The sequence below is a fragment of the Sphingomonas rosea genome, assembly GCF_039538065.1.
GTDB classification, from domain to species: domain Bacteria; phylum Pseudomonadota; class Alphaproteobacteria; order Sphingomonadales; family Sphingomonadaceae; genus Sphingomicrobium; species Sphingomicrobium rosea.
This window is the reverse complement of sequence record NZ_BAABBR010000001.1, coordinates 977,450-997,603: the sequence shown is the minus strand read 5'-3', so window position 1 is coordinate 997,603 and position 20,154 is coordinate 977,450. Positions and strand designations below refer to the sequence as shown.

The 20,154-nt window shown below is 67.8% G+C and carries 14 protein-coding genes; 8 read left to right on the top strand and 6 right to left on the bottom strand.

The annotated features are described in order from the left end of the window. Window positions 1-62: 62 nt before the first annotated feature. The gene (locus ABD693_RS04895) at window positions 63-689 is read left to right on the top strand and encodes a class I SAM-dependent methyltransferase (RefSeq protein WP_344695903.1); all 627 of its coding nucleotides are present in this window, start codon (window positions 63-65) and stop codon (window positions 687-689) included. Here ABD693_RS04895 and ABD693_RS04890 read toward each other — a convergent pair. Next, window positions 686-1,861 (bottom strand): phospholipase D-like domain-containing protein, encoded by a 1,176-nt coding sequence (locus ABD693_RS04890; protein WP_344695902.1) that lies wholly within the window; start codon window positions 1,859-1,861, stop codon window positions 686-688. The two genes, ABD693_RS04895 and ABD693_RS04890, sit on opposite strands and share 4 nt — an antisense overlap. A gap of 124 nt (window positions 1,862-1,985) precedes the next feature. Here ABD693_RS04890 and rpoZ point away from each other — a divergent pair, with 124 nt between their 5' ends. Continuing rightward, on the top strand, window positions 1,986-2,327 hold the full coding sequence (rpoZ, locus tag ABD693_RS04885) for a DNA-directed RNA polymerase subunit omega (RefSeq protein WP_344695901.1): 342 nt from the start codon (window positions 1,986-1,988) through the stop codon (window positions 2,325-2,327). A gap of 20 nt (window positions 2,328-2,347) precedes the next feature. Here rpoZ and ABD693_RS04880 read toward each other — a convergent pair whose 3' ends face one another. Beyond that, window positions 2,348-2,788 carry a winged helix-turn-helix transcriptional regulator gene (locus ABD693_RS04880; RefSeq protein ID WP_344695900.1) on the bottom strand — a complete coding sequence of 147 codons (441 nt, stop codon included), beginning with the start codon at window positions 2,786-2,788 and terminating at the stop codon, window positions 2,348-2,350. A 224-nt stretch (window positions 2,789-3,012) separates the two neighbouring features. On the opposite strand from ABD693_RS04880, the gene ABD693_RS04875 reads away from it, so the two are divergent. Then, window positions 3,013-5,103 carry a RelA/SpoT family protein gene (locus ABD693_RS04875; RefSeq protein WP_344695899.1) on the top strand — a complete coding sequence of 697 codons (2,091 nt, stop codon included), beginning with the start codon at window positions 3,013-3,015 and terminating at the stop codon, window positions 5,101-5,103. Here the strand turns inward: ABD693_RS04875 and ABD693_RS04870 are convergent. Next, window positions 5,100-7,373, bottom strand: a complete 2,274-nt coding sequence (locus ABD693_RS04870) for an NADP-dependent malic enzyme (protein ID WP_344695898.1) — start codon at window positions 7,371-7,373, stop codon at window positions 5,100-5,102. The genes ABD693_RS04875 and ABD693_RS04870 overlap by 4 nt on opposite strands. A gap of 147 nt (window positions 7,374-7,520) precedes the next feature. On the opposite strand from ABD693_RS04870, the gene mutS reads away from it, so the two are divergent. Together mutS and ABD693_RS04860 are read left to right on the top strand one after the other, a co-directional pair. Further along, complete coding sequence (gene mutS, locus ABD693_RS04865; protein ID WP_344695897.1) at window positions 7,521-10,109, top strand: DNA mismatch repair protein MutS; 2,589 nt, start codon at window positions 7,521-7,523, stop codon at window positions 10,107-10,109. Next, window positions 10,106-12,715 carry a [protein-PII] uridylyltransferase gene (locus ABD693_RS04860; protein ID WP_344695896.1) on the top strand — a complete coding sequence of 870 codons (2,610 nt, stop codon included), beginning with the start codon at window positions 10,106-10,108 and terminating at the stop codon, window positions 12,713-12,715. Before mutS ends, ABD693_RS04860 begins: the two co-directional genes overlap by 4 nt. Window positions 12,716-12,779: 64 nt before the next feature. On the opposite strand, the gene ABD693_RS04855 is transcribed toward ABD693_RS04860, so the two are convergent. Both ABD693_RS04855 and infC read right to left on the bottom strand, forming a co-directional pair. Beyond that, the gene (locus tag ABD693_RS04855; protein WP_344695895.1) at window positions 12,780-15,761 is read right to left on the bottom strand and encodes a TonB-dependent receptor; all 2,982 of its coding nucleotides are present in this window, start codon (window positions 15,759-15,761) and stop codon (window positions 12,780-12,782) included. Between the two features lie 209 nt (window positions 15,762-15,970). Next, window positions 15,971-16,504: a translation initiation factor IF-3 gene (infC, locus tag ABD693_RS04850; RefSeq protein WP_344695894.1), complete on the bottom strand. Its 534-nt coding sequence runs from the start codon at window positions 16,502-16,504 to the stop codon at window positions 15,971-15,973. 189 nt (window positions 16,505-16,693) lie between these two features. Between infC and ABD693_RS04845 the strand changes: the two genes are divergently transcribed. Then, window positions 16,694-17,212 (top strand): hypothetical protein, encoded by a 519-nt coding sequence (locus ABD693_RS04845; protein ID WP_344695893.1) that lies wholly within the window; start codon window positions 16,694-16,696, stop codon window positions 17,210-17,212. Window positions 17,213-17,222: 10 nt separating this feature from the next. On the opposite strand, the gene thrS is transcribed toward ABD693_RS04845, so the two are convergent. After that, the gene (thrS, locus tag ABD693_RS04840) at window positions 17,223-19,235 is read right to left on the bottom strand and encodes a threonine--tRNA ligase (RefSeq protein ID WP_344695892.1); all 2,013 of its coding nucleotides are present in this window, start codon (window positions 19,233-19,235) and stop codon (window positions 17,223-17,225) included. 133 nt (window positions 19,236-19,368) lie between these two features. Between thrS and ABD693_RS04835 the strand changes: the two genes are divergently transcribed. Further along, the gene (locus ABD693_RS04835; RefSeq protein WP_344695891.1) at window positions 19,369-19,959 is read left to right on the top strand and encodes a hypothetical protein; all 591 of its coding nucleotides are present in this window, start codon (window positions 19,369-19,371) and stop codon (window positions 19,957-19,959) included. Then, entirely contained in the window at window positions 19,953-20,153 is a 201-nt protein-coding gene (locus ABD693_RS04830) for a helix-turn-helix transcriptional regulator (RefSeq protein WP_344695890.1), read from the top strand. The genes ABD693_RS04835 and ABD693_RS04830 overlap by 7 nt, the downstream gene beginning before the upstream one ends. Window position 20,154: the final 1 nt, after the last annotated feature.

Genomic DNA, 20,154 nt, shown 5'->3' with positions numbered 1-20,154 from the left:
CCGCATTTGCTCTTGCAGCGGTTTATACCCAGCCGTCTGCCGACGTTTTAGCCGGAGCCTTCATGCAAGCCACTTCTGCCCGCGCCCTCAAGGAACGGCGTCGCCTTGCCCGTCGCCGCGGGGGCTCCGAGCGGCTCGCCTTCCTGCGCGGCTTCTTCAAGCATCCGGTGATGGTCGGCTCGGTCATCCCCTCGTCGCGGCGCCTGATCGACAAGATGCTCGGCCCGGTCGACTGGCCGAACACCAAGCTGTTCGTCGAATATGGCCCCGGCGTCGGCACCTTCACCCGGATCATCCTCGAGCGCCTGCCCGAGGACGCCAAGCTGGTGACGATCGACACCAATCCCGAATTCACCGCTTTCCTTAAGGAAAGCATCGACGACCCCCGCCTGGTCGCAGTCACCGCGAGTGCGGCCGACGTCGAGAAGGTGCTCGCCGACCGCGGGCTCGGCAAGGCGGATTACGTCCTTTCCGGCCTGCCGTTCTCGACCTTGCCGCCGGGCGTGGGTGACGAGATCGGCGCCGCGACTTCGCGTGCGATCCGTCCGGGCGGCGCGTTCCTCGTCTATCAGTTCAGCCCCAAGGTCCGCGACTTCATCGCGCCCGTCTTCGACCGGCTCGATCGCGGGTTCGAATGGGTCAACGTGCCCCCGGCGACGCTCTTCTGGGCCTGGAAGAACGAGGCCTAGCGTTCCGGTCCGAAATTGAGCCGCCGGGTGACGGTATAGTCGACCGCGGTCACGAGGAAATTGCTGAACGCCCACTTGATCCGCCGCCACCAGTGCGCGCGTTCGCGGTGCAGCGCGGGCGTGATCTCCTGGCAGTCGGCGAGTTGCCGCTCGAAGTAACCGCGCACCTGCTCGGCGAAGGCGGCGTCCTCGATCCGAAGCATGATCTCGAGGTTGAGATACAGGCTGCGGAAGTCGAAATTGGCCGACCCGATGTGGACCGCATCGTCGACGATCAGCAACTTGGTGTGCAACTTCTCGGGCTGGAATTCGAACATCCGGACGCGGTGGCGCAGCAGGCGACGATAGGTGAAGCGCGCGGCCGCGATGGTCGCGTTATTGTCCGACTTGGCTGCGGTCACGATCCGCACCTCGCCGCGATCGCCCAGCCGCCACAGCCGCCGGAGCATGGCGAAGGGCGGGGAGAAATAGGCCGAGATCATGTCCAGCCGCTGCGCTGCGATCAGCTCGCGCGCGATGCCGACGGTCCAGGGGTGGAAGCGGCGCACGGGCCCCGAATATTGCCATTGCAGCGGCCCCTTGTGCTGCGAGAAGCGGTGGAGCAGCCGGCGCAGGTCGCGCAGCCGGGGCTTGGGCGTGGTCGTCCAGTGATGGATGGCGTCGAAATAGCGCGCCGCCGGCCGGATCGCCGGCCCTTCGACATGGATCCACAGGTCGCGCCAGCGGCTCTCGGCATGGTCGCTCATATAGTCGACGGTGAGATTGGCGCCGCCCGTCAGTCCCTCGCGATCGTCGACCACCACCAGCTTCTGGTGGTTGCGCAGGAGATAGCGGGCGCTGAGGCGCGGGTGAAACAGGCAGGAATGCCCTCCCGCCGCATGAAGCGGGTCGAGAAACCCGTCGGGAATGTCGGAGCCGAAGCCGTCGAGGATCACCCGCACGTCGCAGCCGCGTTCGGCCGCCCGGACCAGCGCGTCGCGCACCGCTTCGCCGACCGCATCGCCGTCCATCATGTAGAAGATCATCCGGAGCGAGACTTGCGCCCGGTCGATCATCGCGAGGAGCGTCCGGAGCCGCTCGCTCCCGCTTTCCACCAGCGTCAGCCGGGTCCCCGCGATCTCGGCCGTGATCGGGCTGACGGAGGCGACAGGACGGTCGGTGACGGTAGCCATGCGGGCTTGTGCCTAGCCCCTAGAGCGGCCCGCGCAAACCGGCTTCCTTGACTTCGAAGCCCATAATCCTTAGTTCCGCGACCTTCTCTTTACAGCGCCAGCTCCATCGAAAAGGCCCAGCCGAATGGCACGCGTCACCGTCGAAGATTGCGTCGACAAGATTCCGAACCGCTTCGACCTCGTTCTCCTGGCCGCGCAGCGCGCCCGCCAGATTTCGGGCGGTGCGGACCTCACCATCGATCGCGACCGCGACAAGAACCCGGTCGTCGCCCTGCGCGAGATCGCCGAGGAAACCGTTCGTCCGCGCGACCTCAACGAGGCGGTCGTCTCGAGCCTGCAGCGCGTTCAGATCGACGAGGAAGATGCGACCGACGAGCTCGCCTCGCTGGCCGAATCGGCCGAAGCGCTGCGTCTCACCGCCGCCGCGCCGCCGCGTCCGACCCCGTCGGGCGGCGACTACGAATAAGCCTGCTCAAGGCCGCTGCCTCAGGCGGCGGCCGACTGGCTTCGCCTGAGCGTCCTCGGGAGAAATAATTCCTCCCCGTCCGGACCGACCCACGCCAGATCCTGAAGCTTGAGCGGTCGCCCGTCGTGCGACTGCAATTCCATGCGCGCCACCGGCTTGCGATCGCGCCGGTCGGCGAGATGCGGATAGGACGGATCACCATAGCCCCCGTCGAGCGCCCATTGCCGAAGCGCGGCCATGACGGGCAGCAGCGCGGCGCCACGCTCGGTCAGCGCATAGATCACCTTCCGGCGATCGTCGGGATCGGGCGAGCGGGCGAGAATCTCATTCTCGACCAGATGCGCGAGGCGGTCCGAAAGGATGTTCCGGGCAATGCCGAGGCAAGCCTGGAATTCCTCGAAATGCCGCAGTCCGAACATCGACGCGCGCAGGATCAGGCACGTCCAGCGTTCGCCGATCATCGAGACGGCATGAGGGATGGGACAAGCATCCGAGGACGCGCGAAAGGCCTTCACCAGGTCGGCATCAAGTGCCACACGCAACTCCCCTGAGATGAGCTAAGCCGAGCTTGAGCATCTTTAGCTGCGCCGTGCCAGCGGGCAATGACTAACTTGCATCAATGTTGCATCCGCGCCGCACCAGTTCGCACTTGCAACCAAGCGCCTGTCAGGCCCAAATAGATAAGGTGCTTCGACAATATGAGCTGGTTGAGCGTGTCCGCTCCTACGATCCCGATGCCGATGAGGGATTGATCAATCGCGCCTACGTCTTTTCGATGAAGGCACATGGGTCGCAGACGCGGGCGTCGGGCGACCCCTATTTCAGCCATCCGATCGAAGTCGCCGGCATCCTCACCGACCTCAAGCTCGACGACGAGACGATCGTCACGGGCATCCTCCACGACACGATCGAGGATACGGTCGCGACCCCCGAGGAAGTGGAGCGCTTGTTCGGTGCCAGCGTCGCGCGGCTGGTCGACGGGGTCACCAAGCTCAGCAAGATCGAAGCGCAGTCGGAGAATGAGCGCGCCGCCGAGAACCTGCGCAAGTTCCTCCTCGCACTCTCCGGCGACATCCGCGTCCTCCTCGTGAAGCTCGCCGACCGGCTGCACAACATGCGCACGCTTCACCACATCAAGAGCGAAGAGAAGCGCCGCCGGATCGCGCGCGAGACGATGGATATCTATGCCCCGCTCGCCGAGCGGATCGGCATGTACGAGATCATGAACGAGATGCAGACGCTGGCGTTTCGGCAGATCGAACCGGACGCCTATGCCTCGATCACGCGGCGGCTGTCACAGCTTCACGCCGAGGGCGGCGATATCGTCAGCCGGATCGGGCTTGGACTCAAGCTCCACCTCGCCGACAACGGGCTCGAAGCCGAGGTCACGGGGCGCGAGAAGCATCCCTATTCGATCTGGCGCAAGATGGCCGAGCGCCACATCAGCTTCGAGCAATTGTCCGACGTCATGGCCTTTCGCGTGATCGTCGAGGACGTCGCCGACTGCTATCGCGCGCTCGGACACATCCATCGCCGCTGGCCGATGGTACCGGGCCGGTTCAAGGACTTCATCTCGACACCCAAGCGCAACGGCTATCGTTCGCTCCACACGTCGGTGATCCACGACAGCAAGATGCGGATCGAGGTCCAGATCCGGACCCGCGAGATGCACCTCCAGGCCGAGAAGGGCCTCGCCTCGCACTGGGCCTACAAGGAGGGCAAGCCGGTTGCCGACATCCACGTGCCGTGGATCGACGACCTGGTCGAGATCCTGGAGCATGCCGAAAGCCCCGAGGAGCTGCTCGAGCATACCCGGATGGCGATGTACCAAGACCGGATCTTCGCCTTCACGCCGAAGGGCGAGCTGATCCAGCTGCCCAAGGGCGCGACCCCGGTCGACTTCGCTTATGCGGTTCACACCCGGCTTGGCGACAAGACCGTCGGGGCCAAGGTCAACGGCCGTGTGGTGCCGCTGCGAACGCTCCTCGACAATGGCGACCAGGTCGAGATCCTGATCAGCGACGCGCAGACCCCGCAGCCCTCGTGGCTGCGCTTCGTCGCGACCGGCAAGGCCCGCTCGGCGATCCGCCGCTTCGTCCGTTTGAAGGAGCGCGACGAGACGGTCGAACTCGGCCGCAAGATCTACGACGAGATCGTCGCGCGGATGCCGATGCCGCTTCCCAAGGAAGCGCTGCCACGGGCGATGAAGAAACTGAAGCTCGAGGACGAGGACGCGCTGATGATCGCCATCGCGCGCAAGCGGGTCGGCGACGAAGCGCTGATGGAAGCGCTGATGCCGGGATCGACCGGCGGCGACGTCGCACCACGCCCGGCCGCACAACGCCGCGCCATCTCGATCCGCGGCCTGACGCCGGGCGTCGCCTTCCACCTCGCCCCCTGCTGCCACCCGATCCCGGGTGACCGCATCGTCGGGCTTCGCCGCGAGGACGAGGAAATCGAGGTCCACGCCATCGGCTGCGACCTGCTCGCGAGCGGGATCGACGCCGACTGGCTCGACCTCAGCTGGAGCGACGATTCGGACGGCGCGGCCGCGCGCCTCTGCATCATCCTGCGCGACGTCGCGGGCGCGCTCGGCACGATGGCGACCACGCTTGGCGCCAAGGGCGCGAACATCGTCAACTTGGCGCAAGTCCACCGCGACGGCAGCTTCCACACCTTCCACGTCGACGTGGAGGTGCACGACCTCGCCCACCTCCACTCGATCATGGCCGCGCTGCGCGCGACCGACGCCGTGTCGAGCGTCGAGCGGGTCTAGCCCCGCCCGACCCGGTCGACCGCGCCCGCCGCCAGTACCGCCAGCGTCACGAGATCGCTCGCGCCTGCGGTCATCGGCGCGATCTGCACCGGCAGCTTCATGCCGAGCAGGAACGGCCCGATGACGCTCTCCCCGCCAAGCGCGCGGAGGAGCTTGGCCGAAAGGCTGGCCGACTGCAGGCCGGGCATGATCAGGATGTTGGCCGGGCCCGACAGGCGGCTGAAGGGATAATAGCGCCGCTGCATCTCATGGTTGAGCGCAAGCTCGGGCGACATCTCCCCTTCATATTCGAAGTCGACCTGGCGGCCGTCGAGCAGGGTCACCGCGTCGCGCAGATTGCTGACGTAAGCGCCGGGCGGATTGCCGAAGGTCGTGTAGCTGACGAACGCGACCCGCGGTTCCTGGCCCATGCGGCGGGCGAAGGCGGCCGAGCGGACGGCGATCGCGGCAAGGTCCTCGGCGGTCGGGCGCTCGGTGACCGCCGTGTCGGCGATCAGCACCGTCTGGTTCTGTCCGACGACGATGTTAATCCCGAACGGGGGCGCGTCGGCCTCGTGGTCGATGACCATCTCGACCTGGCGAAGCGACTGGCTGAAGGGCCGCGTCACACCGGTGATCATCGCGTCGGCCTCGCCCAGCGCGAGCATGGCGGCGGCGAAGTAATTGCGGTCCTGATTGACCATCCGCTCGATCTCGCGGCGCAGGAAGCCCTTGCGCTGCAGGCGGGCGTAGAGATGGTCGACCGCACGGCCCACCAAGGGCGAGTTGCGGCTGTTGAGCACTTCATAGCCCGACGGGTCGTCGACCCCGAGGTCGCGCAGCCGATCGTGGACGTCCTCGCGCCCGACCAGCACCGGGGTGCCATAGCCGCCATCCTTGAAGGCGATGGCGGCGCGCAGCACGACGCTTTCCTCGCCCTCGGCGAACAGCACGCGCTTCGGGTTCGACTTGGCGGCCTGATAAGCGAGGCTGAGAACGCTGACGGTCGGATTGAGGCGCGCGCGAAGCTGCTGGCGATAGGCCGCAAAATCCTCGATCGGCCGCTGCGCGACGCCCGAGCGCATCGCCGCTTCGGCGACTGCGGCAGGGACCACTTCCATCAGGCGCGGATCGAAGGGCGCAGGGATGATGTAGTCGGCACCGAACTTGTGGTTGATCCCGCCATAGGCCGCCGCCACTTCCTCGGGCACCGCTTCCCGCGCCAGCCGGGCGAGGGCGTCGGCGGCGGCGATCTTCATCTCGTCGTTGATCGCAGTCGCGCGGACATCGAGCGCGCCGCGGAAGATGAAGGGGAAGCCGAGGACGTTGTTGACCTGGTTGGGATAGTCCGAGCGCCCGGTCGCCACGATCGCGTCGGGGCGCGCCGTCTTGGCTTCGGGCGGAGTGATCTCGGGATCGGGATTGGCCATGGCGAAGATGATCGGCCGCGGCGCCATCGTCAGCACCCACTCGGCCTTGAGCGCCTTCGCGGCACTGAGCCCGAGGAACACGTCGGCGCCCTCGAGCGCCTCGGCGAGCGTGCGGCGGTCCGTGTCGGCGGCGTGCGCGCTCTTCCACTGGTCGAGGTCGTCGCGGTCCTTGTGGATGACGCCCGTGCGGTCGCACATCAGGACATTGTCGCCGCGCACGCCCATCGCCTTGATGAGCTCGGTGCAGGCGATCGCCGCCGCGCCCGCGCCATTGACCACGACCTTGACGTCCTTGAGCTCGCGCCCGGTCAGCAGGCAGGCATTGATGAGGCCCGCCGCCGTGATGATCGCGGTGCCGTGCTGGTCGTCGTGGAAGACCGGGATGTTCATCCGCTCGCGCAGCGTCTGCTCGATGACGAAGCAGTCGGGCGCGGCAATGTCCTCGAGATTGATGCCGCCGAAGCTCGGCCCCATCAGCGCGACCGCATCGATGAAGGCCTGCGGATCGCGGGTGTCGAGTTCGAGGTCGATCGAATCGACGTCGGCGAAGCGCTTGAACAGCACCGCCTTGCCTTCCATCACCGGCTTCGAGGCCAGCGCACCGAGGTCGCCGAGACCGAGGATCGCGGTGCCGTTCGAGATCACCGCCACGAGATTGCCCTTGGCGGTATAATCATAGGCCTTGGACGGATCCTCGGCGATCGCGCGCACGGGCACGGCGACACCGGGGGAATAAGCGAGGCTGAGGTCGCGCTGGGTCGCCATCGGCTTGGAGGCGACGATCTCGATCTTCCCCGGCCGGCCGCGCGAGTGGAAATGCAGCGCTTCGGCTTCGGAGAACTTCACATTGCTTTCGGACATGGGGGAGCCCCTAGCCGATTTGCCCATGTTTCCCAACGATCGTTCGCCCTGAGCGACGTCGAAGGGCTTTGGCTCGAATGTGCTTCGACGTCGCTCGGCACGAACGAAGTGGTTACGCGCGGCGCGATGAGCAGCTAGGACAATGACATGGCCCGGGCCGATGCCGACACCCCGATGATGCAGCAATATCACCGCCTCAAGGCCGAGGCCGGTGACTCCTTGCTGTTCTACCGGATGGGCGACTTCTTTGAACTGTTCTTCGACGACGCCAAGGTGGCCGCGGCCTGCCTCGACATCGCGCTGACCAAGCGCGGCGACGGCGTTCCGATGTGCGGCGTGCCGGTCCATGCCGCCGAAAGCTATCTCGCCCGGCTGATCCGCGCCGGGCATCGCGTCGCGATCGCCGAACAGATCGAGAGCCCCGCCGAGGCCCGCCGCCTGCGCGGCTCGAAGGCGCTGGTCGAGCGGGCCATCGTCCGGCTCGTCACCCCCGGCACGCTGACTGAGGAGACGCTGCTCGAGAGCGGCTCGGCCAACTGGCTCGCCGCGATCGGCCATGCGGGCGAGGACTGGGCGATCGCCGCCTGCGACATCTCGACCGGCCGCTTCGAGCTGATCGGCTGCGCTGCAACCGACCTGTCCGCCGAACTCGCGCGGCTGGGACCGGCCGAGATCATCGGCGCGGAGCCGGTGCCGAACATCGACGGTCGCTGGGGTCATGAGGGCTTCGACAGCCTCGCGGGCGAGCGCCTCCTCAAGCGGCGCTTCGGGCTTGCCGACCTCGACGGTCTTGGCGCGCCGGGCCGGGCCGAGCTTGCCGCTGCCGGCGGGCTCCTCGCCTATCTCGATGCGACCCAGCGCGAGGCGACCGCCTTCCTCGGCCTTCCCCGCCGGGTCCAGCGTTCGGCGCACATGGCGATCGATGCCGCGACGCGCGCGAGCCTCGAAATCTGCCGCACGCAGGAAGGCGCGATTGCCGGCTCGCTGCTCGGCGAGGTCGACCGCTGCGTCACCGCCGCCGGTCGCCGGCTGCTCGGCCAAGACCTTGCCGCGCCGCTGACCGACCGCGACGCGATCGAGGCGCGGCTCGACCTCGTCGCCTGGTTCACCGAGGAGCCGATCCGGCGCGAACGGGTCCGCGCTGCGCTCCGCAGCCTGCCCGACCTTGGCCGTGCGCTCGGTCGGCTGGTCGCGGGCCGTGGCAGCCCGCGCGATCTTGCTTCGCTGCGTGACGGGCTAAGCGGCGCGGCCGATCTCGGGCGGGCGCTCGGTGGACAGGCGCTCCGGCCCCTGCTCCTCGATTCGCTGCTCCCCTATCTCGGCGGCCACGACGCCCTGCTCGACCAATTGTCGCGCGCGCTCGTCGCCTCGCCACCGCTGGATGCGGCCAAGGGCGGGTTCATCGCCGAGGGTCACGACCCCGAACTCGACCGGCTTCGCGCCGCCTCGACCGACGGCCGCAAAGCAATCGCCGAGCTCGAGCAACGCTACCGCGACACGACCGGCGTCGCCGCGCTCAAGATCCGGCACAATGCGGTCCTCGGCTATCATGTCGAGGTGCCCGCCAAGCACGCCGAGAAATTGCTCGCGCCCGACAGCGGCTTCACCCATCGCCAGACCATGGCCGGCGCGGTCCGCTTCAACAGCCCGGCGCTCCACGAGGAAGCGAGCCGCGTGCTCGAAGCGGGCGGGCACGCGCTGAGCCTCGAGCAAGCCCATTTCGCGCGGCTCACCGAGCAGGCGATTGGCACCGCAGAGGAAATTGCGGTCACGGCCGACGCACTGGCCCGGATCGACGTCGCCGCCGGCCTTGCCGAGCGCGCGCAGGAAGGCGGCTGGACCCGGCCCGCCCTCGATACCGCGCCCTGCCTCGAGATCGAGGGCGGCCGCCACCCCGTCGTCGAGCGCGCGCTGGCGAAAGCCGGCGAGCGGTTCGTCGCGAACGATTGCTGCCTCGGGCCTGCCGACCGACTGTGGCTCATCACCGGCCCCAACATGGGCGGCAAGTCGACCTTCCTGCGCCAGGTCGCGCTCGTCACCCTGCTTGCCCAGGCCGGCAGCTTCGTCCCTGCGAGCCGGGCGCGAGTCGGGCTCGTCGACCGCCTGTTCAGCCGGGTCGGCGCGTCGGACAATCTCGCGCGCGGCCGCTCGACCTTCATGGTCGAAATGGTCGAGACCGCCGCCATCCTCGCTCAGGCGACCGACCGGAGCCTCGTCATCCTCGACGAGATCGGGCGCGGAACATCGACCTACGACGGGCTCGCCATCGCCTGGGCGGTCGTCGAGGCGATGCACGACGAGGTCCGCGCCCGTACTCTGTTCGCGACCCACTATCACGAGCTCACCCGGCTTGCTGGCCGGCTGCCCTGCCTGTCGCTCCACCATGTCCGCGCGCGCGAGTGGAAGGGCGATCTCGTCCTACTTCACGAGGTTGCCGAGGGCGCCGCCGATCGCAGCTACGGGATCGCGGTCGCGCGCCTTGCGGGCCTGTCGCCAGCAGTGGTCGCCCGCGCCAAGTCGGTGCTCGCCAAGCTCGAGGCAGGCCGCGACGCGACCGGCGGGATCGCCGCGGGGCTCGACGACCTGCCGCTGTTCGCCGCGGCGGCCGAGCAGGCGCCCCCCGCCGATCCGCTGGCGGAGGCGCTGGCCGCGCTCGACCCCGATGCGCTGACCCCCCGCGAAGCGCTGGAAGCACTTTACGCGATCAAGCGGCTGGCGGCGGAGCGGCCCGCGTGAGCCAGCTCGCCGGGCGCCTCGACGCAGCTCGCGCGACGCTCTTTGCGGCCATCGACGCCGCCCCGTCCGAGGGTCGCCGCCACGCCGCCGACTTCGCTCGCGCCATCGACGACCTCGTGCGCAGCGCCTTCGCCGAGGCGCTCGCCGCTTACCCCAACCACAATCCGTCTTCGGGCGAGAAGGTCAGCCTGGTCGCGCTCGGCGGCTATGGCCGCGAGGAGATGGCGCCGTTCAGCGACGTCGACCTCATGTTCCTCGTCCCCCAGCCGCGGACCCCCTGGTGCGAGCAGGTGATCGAGGCCACGCTCTATGCGCTCTGGGACGCCAAGCTGAAGGTCGGCCAGGCGATCCGCACCCCGTCCGAGCTGATCGGCCTCGCCAGGTCCGACCTCACCGTCCGCACCGCCATGCTCGAAGGCCGCTTCCTCGCCGGTGACCGCGCGCTCTACGACGAGGCCGACGGGCGCTTCCGGCGCGAGGTGGTGGTGGGGACCGCCGCCGACTTCGTCTCCGCCAAGCTCGCCGAGCGCGACGAGCGACACGAGAAATTCGGCGACAGCCGCTACCTGGTCGAGCCCAACGTCAAGAACGGCAAGGGCGGGCTTCGCGACCTCCACACCCTGCTATGGGTCGGGCGCTACGTCCACGGCATCCACGACGCGTCCGAGCTGGTCACTGCCGGACTACTCACGCCCAGCGAATATGCGCGGTTCGATCGCGCGATGCGCTTCTTCTGGTCGGTGCGCTGCCTGCTTCACCGCCTCGCCGGGCGGGCCGAGGAGCGGCTGAGCTTCGCTCACCAGCGCGAGCTCGCCACCGCGCTTTCCTATGCCGACCGGCCCGGCAAGAGCGCGGTCGAGCGCTTCATGCACATGTATTTCCTGCAGGCGCGGACGGTCGGCGACCTCACCGGCCAGTTCCTCGCCCAGCTCGACGCGCAACTCGGCGAGCAGGGTCGCCGCTTCGCGCTGCCGACCTTTCTCCGTCGCCCGCGCCGCCTCGGCGGCTTCGTCATCGACCGCGGCCGGCTCGCCATTCCGCACGAGCGCTTCTTCCGCGAGGATCCGCGCCGCCTGCTCAGCCTGTTCGCGCTAGCCGCCCGCGAGAAGATGGAAATTCACCCGAGCGCGATGCGCGCGGCGACCCGCGATTCGCACCTCGCCGAGCAGGTCCGCGACGATCCGCAGGCCAATGCCTGCTTTCTCGAGGTGCTCACCACCCGCGATCATCCCGAGCTCGTGCTGCGCTGGATGAACGAGGCCAATGTCTTCGGGCGTTTCGTCCCCGACTTCCGCCGTGTCGTCGGACAGATGCAGTTCGACATGTATCATCACTATACCGTCGACGAGCACACCATCCGCGCGGTCGGGCTGCTGGCGGCGCTCGAACGCGGCGAACTCGGTAACGACCATCCGGTCGCCACCGCCCTGTTCAAGCAGATCGCCTCGCGCCGCGTGCTCTACGTCGCCGTGCTGCTCCACGACATCGCCAAGGGCCGCAAGGGCGACCACAGCATCCTCGGCGCGGAAGTCGCGCGGGAGCTCTGCCCGCGTTTTGGGCTCGACGCGGGCGAGACCGATACCGTCGCCTGGCTCGTCCGCCAGCACCTCCTCCTCAGCCGCACCGCCTTCAAGCGCGACCTCGCCGATCCGCAGACGATCGACGACCTCGCCGCCGAAGTGCAGAGCCCCGAACGCCTGCGCCTGCTCCTCCTCCTGACCGTGGTCGACATCCGCGCGGTCGGGCCGGGGGTGTGGACCGAATGGAAGCGCAAGCTCCTCGTCAGTCTCTACGAACTGGCCGAGGAACGCCTCCGGCCGGGCTACCGCCAGCGCGGCCGGACCGAGGAAGTCGCGGCACGGCAGGAAGCGCTGACCAAGGCGCTTGGCTGGAGCGACGCGGCCGCGCGCCAGCACGCCGACCGCCTCACCGACAGTTACTGGCTCGCCGAACCGGCCGACTGGATCCTCGACAATGCCCGCCAGATTGCGGCGGCCGAGAGCGGCCCAGAGGCGCCCTCGGTCCGCATCGAGGGCGAAAGCGACACCGCGACCCGAGTCAGCATCTTCGCGCGCGACCGGCCCGGCCTCTTCTATCGCATCTGCGCGGGGCTGGCCGCGGGCGGGGCGAGCATCATCGGCGCCCGTATCCACACCACCCGTGACGGCAAGGCCCTCGACAACCTCCTCATCCAGGACGCGCAGGGGCGCCCCTATGTCGACCGGCGCCGGCGCACGCGGCTGGTCAAGGCGGTGCTCGGCGCGCTCGAGGGAAGCGAGCTTCCGGTACTGCCCCCCGTCGTCGCCGACCATGCCTTCACGCTCGTCCCGTCGGTCACCATCGCCGACAATGCGTCACGCCGCTTCACCGTGGTCGAGGTCCGCGCCTTCGATCGCGCCGGCCTGCTGGCCGCGCTGGCCCTGGCGATCCACCGGGCGGACATGATCGTCCACTCTGCCCATATCGCCACCTACGGCGAGAAAGCGGTCGACGTTTTCTATCTCACCGACGGGGACGGCCGGAAGCTCGGCCCCGCGCAGGTCGCGGCGCTTCGTCCGGCGCTCCTCGCCGCCGCCGCCGACCGTCCCGTCTCCGCCGCCGCCTGACCCATACGAGAAAGGGCCCCGCGGTCGCCCGCGAAGCCCTCCCTGTCTCGAAGCGGCGCGCGGCTTAGAAGCGCGTGCGCAGCGTCAGGCCGTAGGTGCGCGGCTCGGCGAGGAACGAACCGAACAGCTGGCTCGACGAGGGGATGAAGCCCCGCTGCACCGCCGCCTGGTTGCCCGAACCCTGCAGCGTCGCGTTGAAGGCGACCTGCTGATATTCCTCGTTGAACAGGTTCTGCGCCCACAGTTCGACGCCCCACAGGCCCTTCGGACCCTGCAGGCCGACACGGGCATTCACCACAGTGTAGGCCGGCTGGATCTTCTCCTTGAAGAGGTCCGACCCGGTGTTGAACGTCGCCGAGTGGCGGGCGTCGGCGTAGAACAGAGCGCGGATGCCGCTGTCGGTGATCCGCGGGTTGAAGCTGACCGAGCCCGTGAACGCCGCCGCGGCGCTGTTCGACAGGCGGCCGCCCGGGAGCAGGAACAGCAGCGCCGGGAGCGGACGACCGTCGGCACCGACCAGGTTCTTGCGATACTTGGTGTCGGCGAAGGTCGCGCCCACGTTCACCGCCACGTCGGGCGCCGGACGGGTGAAGACCTCGATTTCGACGCCCTTGCTGACGACGCCGGCCTTGAGGTTGCCCTTGGCGCAGCTGCCGTTGCCGATGATGTTGTCGGTGTCGGCGCCGTTGAGGCTCGTCTTGCAGCTGTTGATGTTCTCCACGAAGAAGAACAGGCCGTTGAAGGTGTTCAGCTGGAAGTCGCGGAACGCCTGGTGGAAGGCAGCGACGTTCACGTCGAACCCGCGACCGTTATACTTCGCGCCGATTTCGAACGCGTTGTTGATCTCGGGATTGAACTCGAGCGCCTTGAGCGAGGCGTTCGGGATCACGCCGCCCGGCGAACCGCCGCTGGTGGCGGTGTTGCCGAACAGGGTGCGCGGCAGGCCCGAGCGGTCGAGGTTGAAGCCGCCCGCCTTGTAGCCACGCGAGTAGCTCGCATAGGTGAGCAGGTTGTCGGTCGGCTTGAAGCTGATGACCGCGGTGCCCGACAGCTTGGACTCGGTCCGCTTGATCGCGCTGGGGTTGTAGGAACCGCCCGGAACGCTCGGGATGACGCACGGCAGCTGCTGCAGCGCCTGCAGGCCATAGCGCGGATCGGTCGTCGGCAGCGCGGCGAACGAGGTCAGCGTCTGGCACAGCAGGTTGTTGTCGCGGAAGCTCGCGTCGAGCGTCTTGCGCTCGTGCGTGTAGCGCGCGCCGATTGTCAGCTTCAGCCGGTCGGTGATGCTGAAGATGTTGTGCGTGAAGAGCGCGAAGTTGGTGCTCTTCTGGTTGTAGTCGTCACGCAGGCCGACGCCGTTGAAGCCGAGGTTGCCCGAGGGAACGCCGAAGGCGGCCTGGAGCGAGGCGAAGCCCGGACGGGTCGGGATGGTGTTGAGCAGCCCGACGATCGCCGTGGTCGACGAGGTCTGGAGGCCGGTCAGCTGCGTCTGGAGCGCGGCGCGCTGTGCCGTCAGCTGGGTGACGAGCGCGGTGTTGCCAGCCGTCTGAGCGGCAGCGATCGCCGCGGTCAGGTTGGCGATGCCGGCCTGGAGCTGCGCGATGCCGCCCTGGATCTGCGCCTGCGCACCCGTGAAGATGGTGTTGCAGGTGCCGCCCGAGACCAGCGGGGCCGGCGACGGCGAGGCCGCCAGCGACTGCGCGAGCAGGCAGTTGGCGAAGCGCTCGTAGTCGGCGCCGTAGCTGAGGTTGTCGACGACGCGCAGCTGCTCCTTGGCGAAGTAGCCGCCAACCAACCAGTCGAGCTTGTCGTTCAGCGTCGAGCCCTGCAGTCGCAGTTCCTGCGTGAAGGTCTTGAAGCGGTTGAAGGCACCACCGTCCGACGCACGATAAAGGATGTCGAGGTTGTTGAAATCCGCGTCCTGGCCGCGGTTGTAGTTGTTGTAGCGATAGGCCGTGATGCTGGTCAGTTCGGCGCCGCCGAAGTCCATCACCGCTTCACCGGACAGGCCGTAGTCCTTGACCTTCGAGCCGAAGTCGCGGCCCGGGGTGATCGACACCTTGCGGGCATATTGGTCGTCGTTGATGATTCCGCCCAGCGCACGCTCGAAGGCGGCGATGGTCGACGGACCCTCGAGCGCGACGCCCGCGCCATTGTAGTTGCGGGCGCGGATGTAGGTCGCCGCGCAGCACTCTTCGTCGCGCTTCGAATAGTCGCCGATCAGGCGGAAGCTGAACTTGTCGTTCGGCTTGTACAGGCCCTGGAGGCGGATGAGGTAGCGATCGCGGTTATTGACGTCGCGGCCGCTGACCACGTCGGTGAGGAAGCCGTCGCGCTTCAGGTAGACAAGGTCGCCGCGCACCGCGAGCGAATCGCTGATCGGGCCGGTGGCGCCGACTTCGACACGGCGCAGGTCGTAGTTGCCGACGGTCAGTTCGCCGTTGACCGAGGTCTTGAACGACGGCTTGGCGGTGATGACCGAGATGAGGCCGGCCGAGGCATTGCGACCGAACAGGGTGCCCTGCGGGCCGCGCAGCACTTCGATGCGGTCGACCTGGCCGAGTTCGGTGAGGCCGACGCCGACGCGCGAGCGATAGACGCCATCGACGAACACCGCGACCGAGCTTTCGAGGCCGGGGTTGTCACCGACGGTACCGACGCCGCGGATACGGGCGCCGCCCGCGCCGGCTTCGGACGAGGTCGAGGAGACGAGGAGCGAGGGGCTGACCTGGGTCAGCTGGCGGATGTCGACGACGCCGCTGTTCTCGAGGGTCTGGGCGGTGACGGCGCTGACCGCGAGCGGCACGTCCGACAGCGCTTCGTTACGGCGGGTCGCGGTGACGACGATGTCGCCGTTGTCGGCGGTGTTCGCCTGGTCCGCGCTCTGCTGTGTCGGCTGGACGTCGGTCTTGGCGACCGCGCCCGCTTCGGCGGTGGCGCCGTCGGTCGGCTGCGCGCCCTTGCCGTCGGTGTCGGTGGACTGGGCAAACGCCGGCGTCGCCATGGCGAACAGACCCGCGGAAAGCAGCCAGATGGACTTGCGCATTTGAAACGACCCCTCCTGAAACTCGATACAGAGAGGGCGTAGAGCAGCGCCGCGCCTCTTGGGAAGCGCGGCGCCGTCGGGATTTAAGGTAATGTCTACAGAGTGTGTCAGTGTCGCAACATGCTGCAGCGCAGCAACGCAACCGCACTCAACCTGCGTTAGGTCAACGGGCCGCGGCGATCGCCGCGGCCCCTTGTCCCGACCCTCGCTTACTTGGGCGAGAGCACCATCAGCATCTGGCGGCCTTCCATCCGGGGATGGGCCTCGACCTTGGCAATCTCGCCCGTCTCGGCGGCGACGCGCTGGAGCACGGCCATGCCGAGCTGCCCGTGCGCCATTTCGCGGCCGCGGAAGCGCATCGTCACCTTCACCTTGTCACCGTCGCCCAGGAACTCGACGACCTTCTTCATTTTGGTCTCGTAGTCATGGTCGTCGATGTTCGGACGCATCTTGATCTCCTTGATCTCCTGCGTCTTCTGGCGCTTGCGCTGCTCGTTGGCCTTCTTCTGGGCTTCGTACTTGAAGCGGCCGATATCGAGGAACTTGGCGACGGGCGGATCGGCGTTGGGGCTGATCTCGACCAGGTCGAGGCCGACTTCCGCCGCCTGCTCGATCGCTTCACGTGTATACATCACGCCAAGGTTCTCGCCATTCTCGTCGATCACCCGCACCTTCTGGCTCTGGATGAACTCGTTGTAGCGAGGACCGGATAGTTGGGGCGGCGCCAGCGGGCGGCGCATCATGGGCGGACGTATAACGCAATCTCCTGAGGTAATTCGACGAGCATGCGAGCTAGGCGCTGAAAACCGCGCTGAAAAGAGGCAGCCGGTCGCGCCCGCTCATTTTTGCGCTCCGCTGTGGCGGCGCGGCGTCAGACGCCCCTCGTCGGGCGCCGGCGCCCTTCCTACATAGGCGCTCGGAGTGGATCGACAATGCTTGAAGTCCTCGGTGCCATATTGCTGATGTTCCTGGTGGTGACGCTCGGCCTGCTGTGGCTCGGCATCCGGATCGCCCGGCGCGTGATTCGCAACGTCCGCGCCTTCGCCGGCGGTTTCAGCGGCGCAGCCGGCGGCATGCTTCCGCCCGATCCGCGCTGGATGAAGCTCTCGAGCCATCTCGACCGGCGCCAGCGCGAGGCCGCGCGTCTTGCACGCGAACGCATCCGCGCCTTCCTCGCCGAACGCGGCTCGGCCGCACTGACCCCCGAGGAAGCCCAGCTCATGATCAGTTGCGAGCGCCGGGTGCCCGAGCTCATCGACACCTGCCTCGAGCGCTGCGCTTCGGCGCGGCCGAACGAGCGCTGCGACTATGCCGCGCCGACGCTCGAGCGGCTGGTCCGGATCGGCGAGGAAGCCGAGGCCGCCCGGGCCGCCATCCGCAGCCGCGACGACCAGCGCCTCGCCACGATGCACCGCTACTTCGACGCGGTCGCGACCCGCGACCCCGCCTAGGGCTTGATCCCTAGCGCAGGTCGGGCGGGGTGGCTTCGGTGCGGAGCATCGCCAGCGCCTCGTCGAGACTGATCACCCGCTGCCGCTCCTCGCTGCCGAGACGACGGACCGCGACGGTGCCTTCCTCGGCCTCGCGCTTGCCGACGACGAACAGCAGCGGGACCTTGGCAAGGCTGTGCTCGCGCACCTTGTAGTTGATCTTCTCGTTGCGCGTGTCGGCCTCGGCGCGGAAGCCCGCCGCCTGCAGCTTGGCCGCGACTTCCTTGGCATAGTCGTCGGCGTCCGAGACGATCGTCGCGACCACCGCCTGCACGGGCGCCAGCCACAGCGGAAGGTTGCCCGCGAAATGCTCGATCAGGATGCCGATGAAGCGCTCGAACGTGCCGAGGATCGCGCGGTGGAGCATGACCGGCCGGTGGCGCTCGCCGTCCTCGCCGACATAGCTGGCGTCGAGGCGCTCGGGCAGCACGCGGTCCGACTGGATGGTCCCGACCTGCCAGGTCCGTCCGATCGCATCGGTCAGGTGGAACTCCAGCTTCGGCGCGTAGAAAGCGCCCTCGCCCGGCAGTTCCTCCCAGCCATATTCCTCAGTCGCGCGGCCGCTGGCGATCACCGCCTCGCGCAGCTCCGACTCGGCCTTGTCCCACATCTCGTCGCTGCCGAAGCGCTTGTCGGGACGAAGCGCGAGCTTCACTGCATATTGGTCGAAGCCGAGGTCCTTGTAGATGCCGTCGAGCAGGTCGCAGAAGTCGCGCACTTCCTGGACGAGCTGGTCCTCGCGGCAGAAGATGTGCGCGTCGTCCTGCGTGAACTGGCGCACGCGCATGATGCCGTGGAGCGCGCCGTGCGGCTCGTTGCGGTGGCAGCAGCCGAACTCGGCCATGCGCAGCGGCAACTCGCGATAGCTGGTGATGCCCTGCTTGAAGATCAGCACGTGCGCCGGGCAGTTCATCGGCTTCAGCGCCATCCACTCGGCGTCGTCCGAGACGAGTGGGCCCTCGTCCTCGGTGTTCGGCACCTCGTCGGGAATGACGAACATGTTCTCGCGATACTTGCCCCAGTGGCCCGACTTCTCCCACTGGCGCGCGTCCATCACCTGCGGCGTCTTGACCTCGAGATAGCCCGCCGCGTCGAGCTTGCGGCGCATATAGGCCTCGAGCTGGCGCCAGATGAGGAAGCCCTTGGGGTGCCAGAAGACGCTGCCGTGCGCCTCGGCCTGGAGGTGGAACAGGTCCATCGCCTGGCCGATCTTGCGATGGTCGCGCTTGGCCGCTTCCTCCAGCCGCGTCAGATGCTCGGCGAGCTGCTTCTTGTTCAGCCACGCCGTCCCGTAGATGCGGCTGAGCATCGGGTTCTTGGGATCGCCGCGCCAGTAGGCACCCGACACGCGGGTCAGCTTGAACGCCTGCGGATCGAGCTTGCCGGTCGAGGCGAGGTGCGGGCCCCGGCACAGGTCCATCCAGGCGTCCTCGCCCTTGCCCGACCGATACATGGTGATCGTCTGGTCCGCGGGGAGCTCCATCACCCACTCGGCCTTGAAGCTCTCCCCGGTGCGGGCAAAATAGTCGCGCACGTCCTCACGGGTCCACACTTCGCGGATCAGCGGTTCGTCGGCGGCAATCACCTCGCGCATCGCCTGCTCGATTCCCGGCAGGTCCTCCTCGGTGAAGGGACCGCGGTCGGCGGCGGGCGCAAAGTCGTAGTAGAAACCGTCGTCGGTCGCCGGGCCGAAGGTGATCTGCGTGCCCGGATAGAGCTTCTGCACCGCCTCGGCGAGCACGTGGGCGAAATCGTGCCGGACGAGCTCAAGCGCGTCCTTCTCGTCGCGCGCGGTGATCAGCGCGAGTTCGCTGTCGCCATCGAACGGGCGCATGATGTCGCGCACCTCTCCGTTGACGCGCGCGGCGAGCGCCGCCTTGGCGAGACCCGGCCCGATCGCGGCGGCGACGTCCGCCGGGGTCGATCCCTCCGCCATCTCCCGAACGGAGCCATCGGGAAGCGAGATTCGAAACATCTTGGACATGGGGCCGCTCTCTAGCGGAGGCGCCCCTTCCTGTGCACCCCCCGCCACCGCGGATGAGGCACTGGAAAGGACGCTTGACATCGGGCAATTAATGGTGGAAAGCTTCCTTTACTGAATGAAAAGGGTGCTTGCCATGACCGACGACGTGTTGAAGCCTTCGCCAAGCAATCGCCGGTGGGTCGCTGCCTTTCTCGCAGCGACCTTCGGTACCGGGGCGCTCAAGGTCGCCGGAGTCATCGACGGCCCCTTCTCGTGGGTGCTATTCCTTGCCTCGTTCCTGCTGATCATCCCCATGGCCCGAGCGACCCGCCGTTCGATGGCGGAAAAGGGCATCAAGTCGGCCGCGATGGACCGCTATTCGCGGCGCTTCATGGTCGCGAGCCTGGCCTACGTCGCCTTGTTCTTCGCCGCGATGTGGATCGCCCGGACCTACGCGCCCGGCATGGCAGTGCGGGTGATGCTCGCCTTCACCGCCGCGCTTCCGGTGATCTTCATGATCCGGGCGATGGCGCTGCTGCTGCGCGAGGAGGACGATGAATATCTGCGCAGCCGTTTCGTCGAGCAGTCGCTGATCGCCACCGGCGTGCTGCTGACCGTCGCGACGCTCTACGGCTTCCTGAACGCCTTCGACGTCGCGCCGCGGGTCGATGCCTGGGCCGCGTTCCCGGTGTGGGCGGTCGGGCTCGGGATCGCGCGCCTCGTCCAGGGAGAGAGCGCGTGCTGAACCAGCTCAAGGTTCTCCGCGCCCAGCGGGATTGGAACCAGCAGGACCTGGCCGATCGGCTCGGCGTCTCCCGCCAGAGCGTCAACGCGATCGAGACCGGCCGCTACGATCCCTCGCTCCCGCTCGCCTTCCGCATCGCCGACATCTTCGGCCTGCCGATCGAAGCCATCTTCACCCCTCCCGCCAAGGATTGAT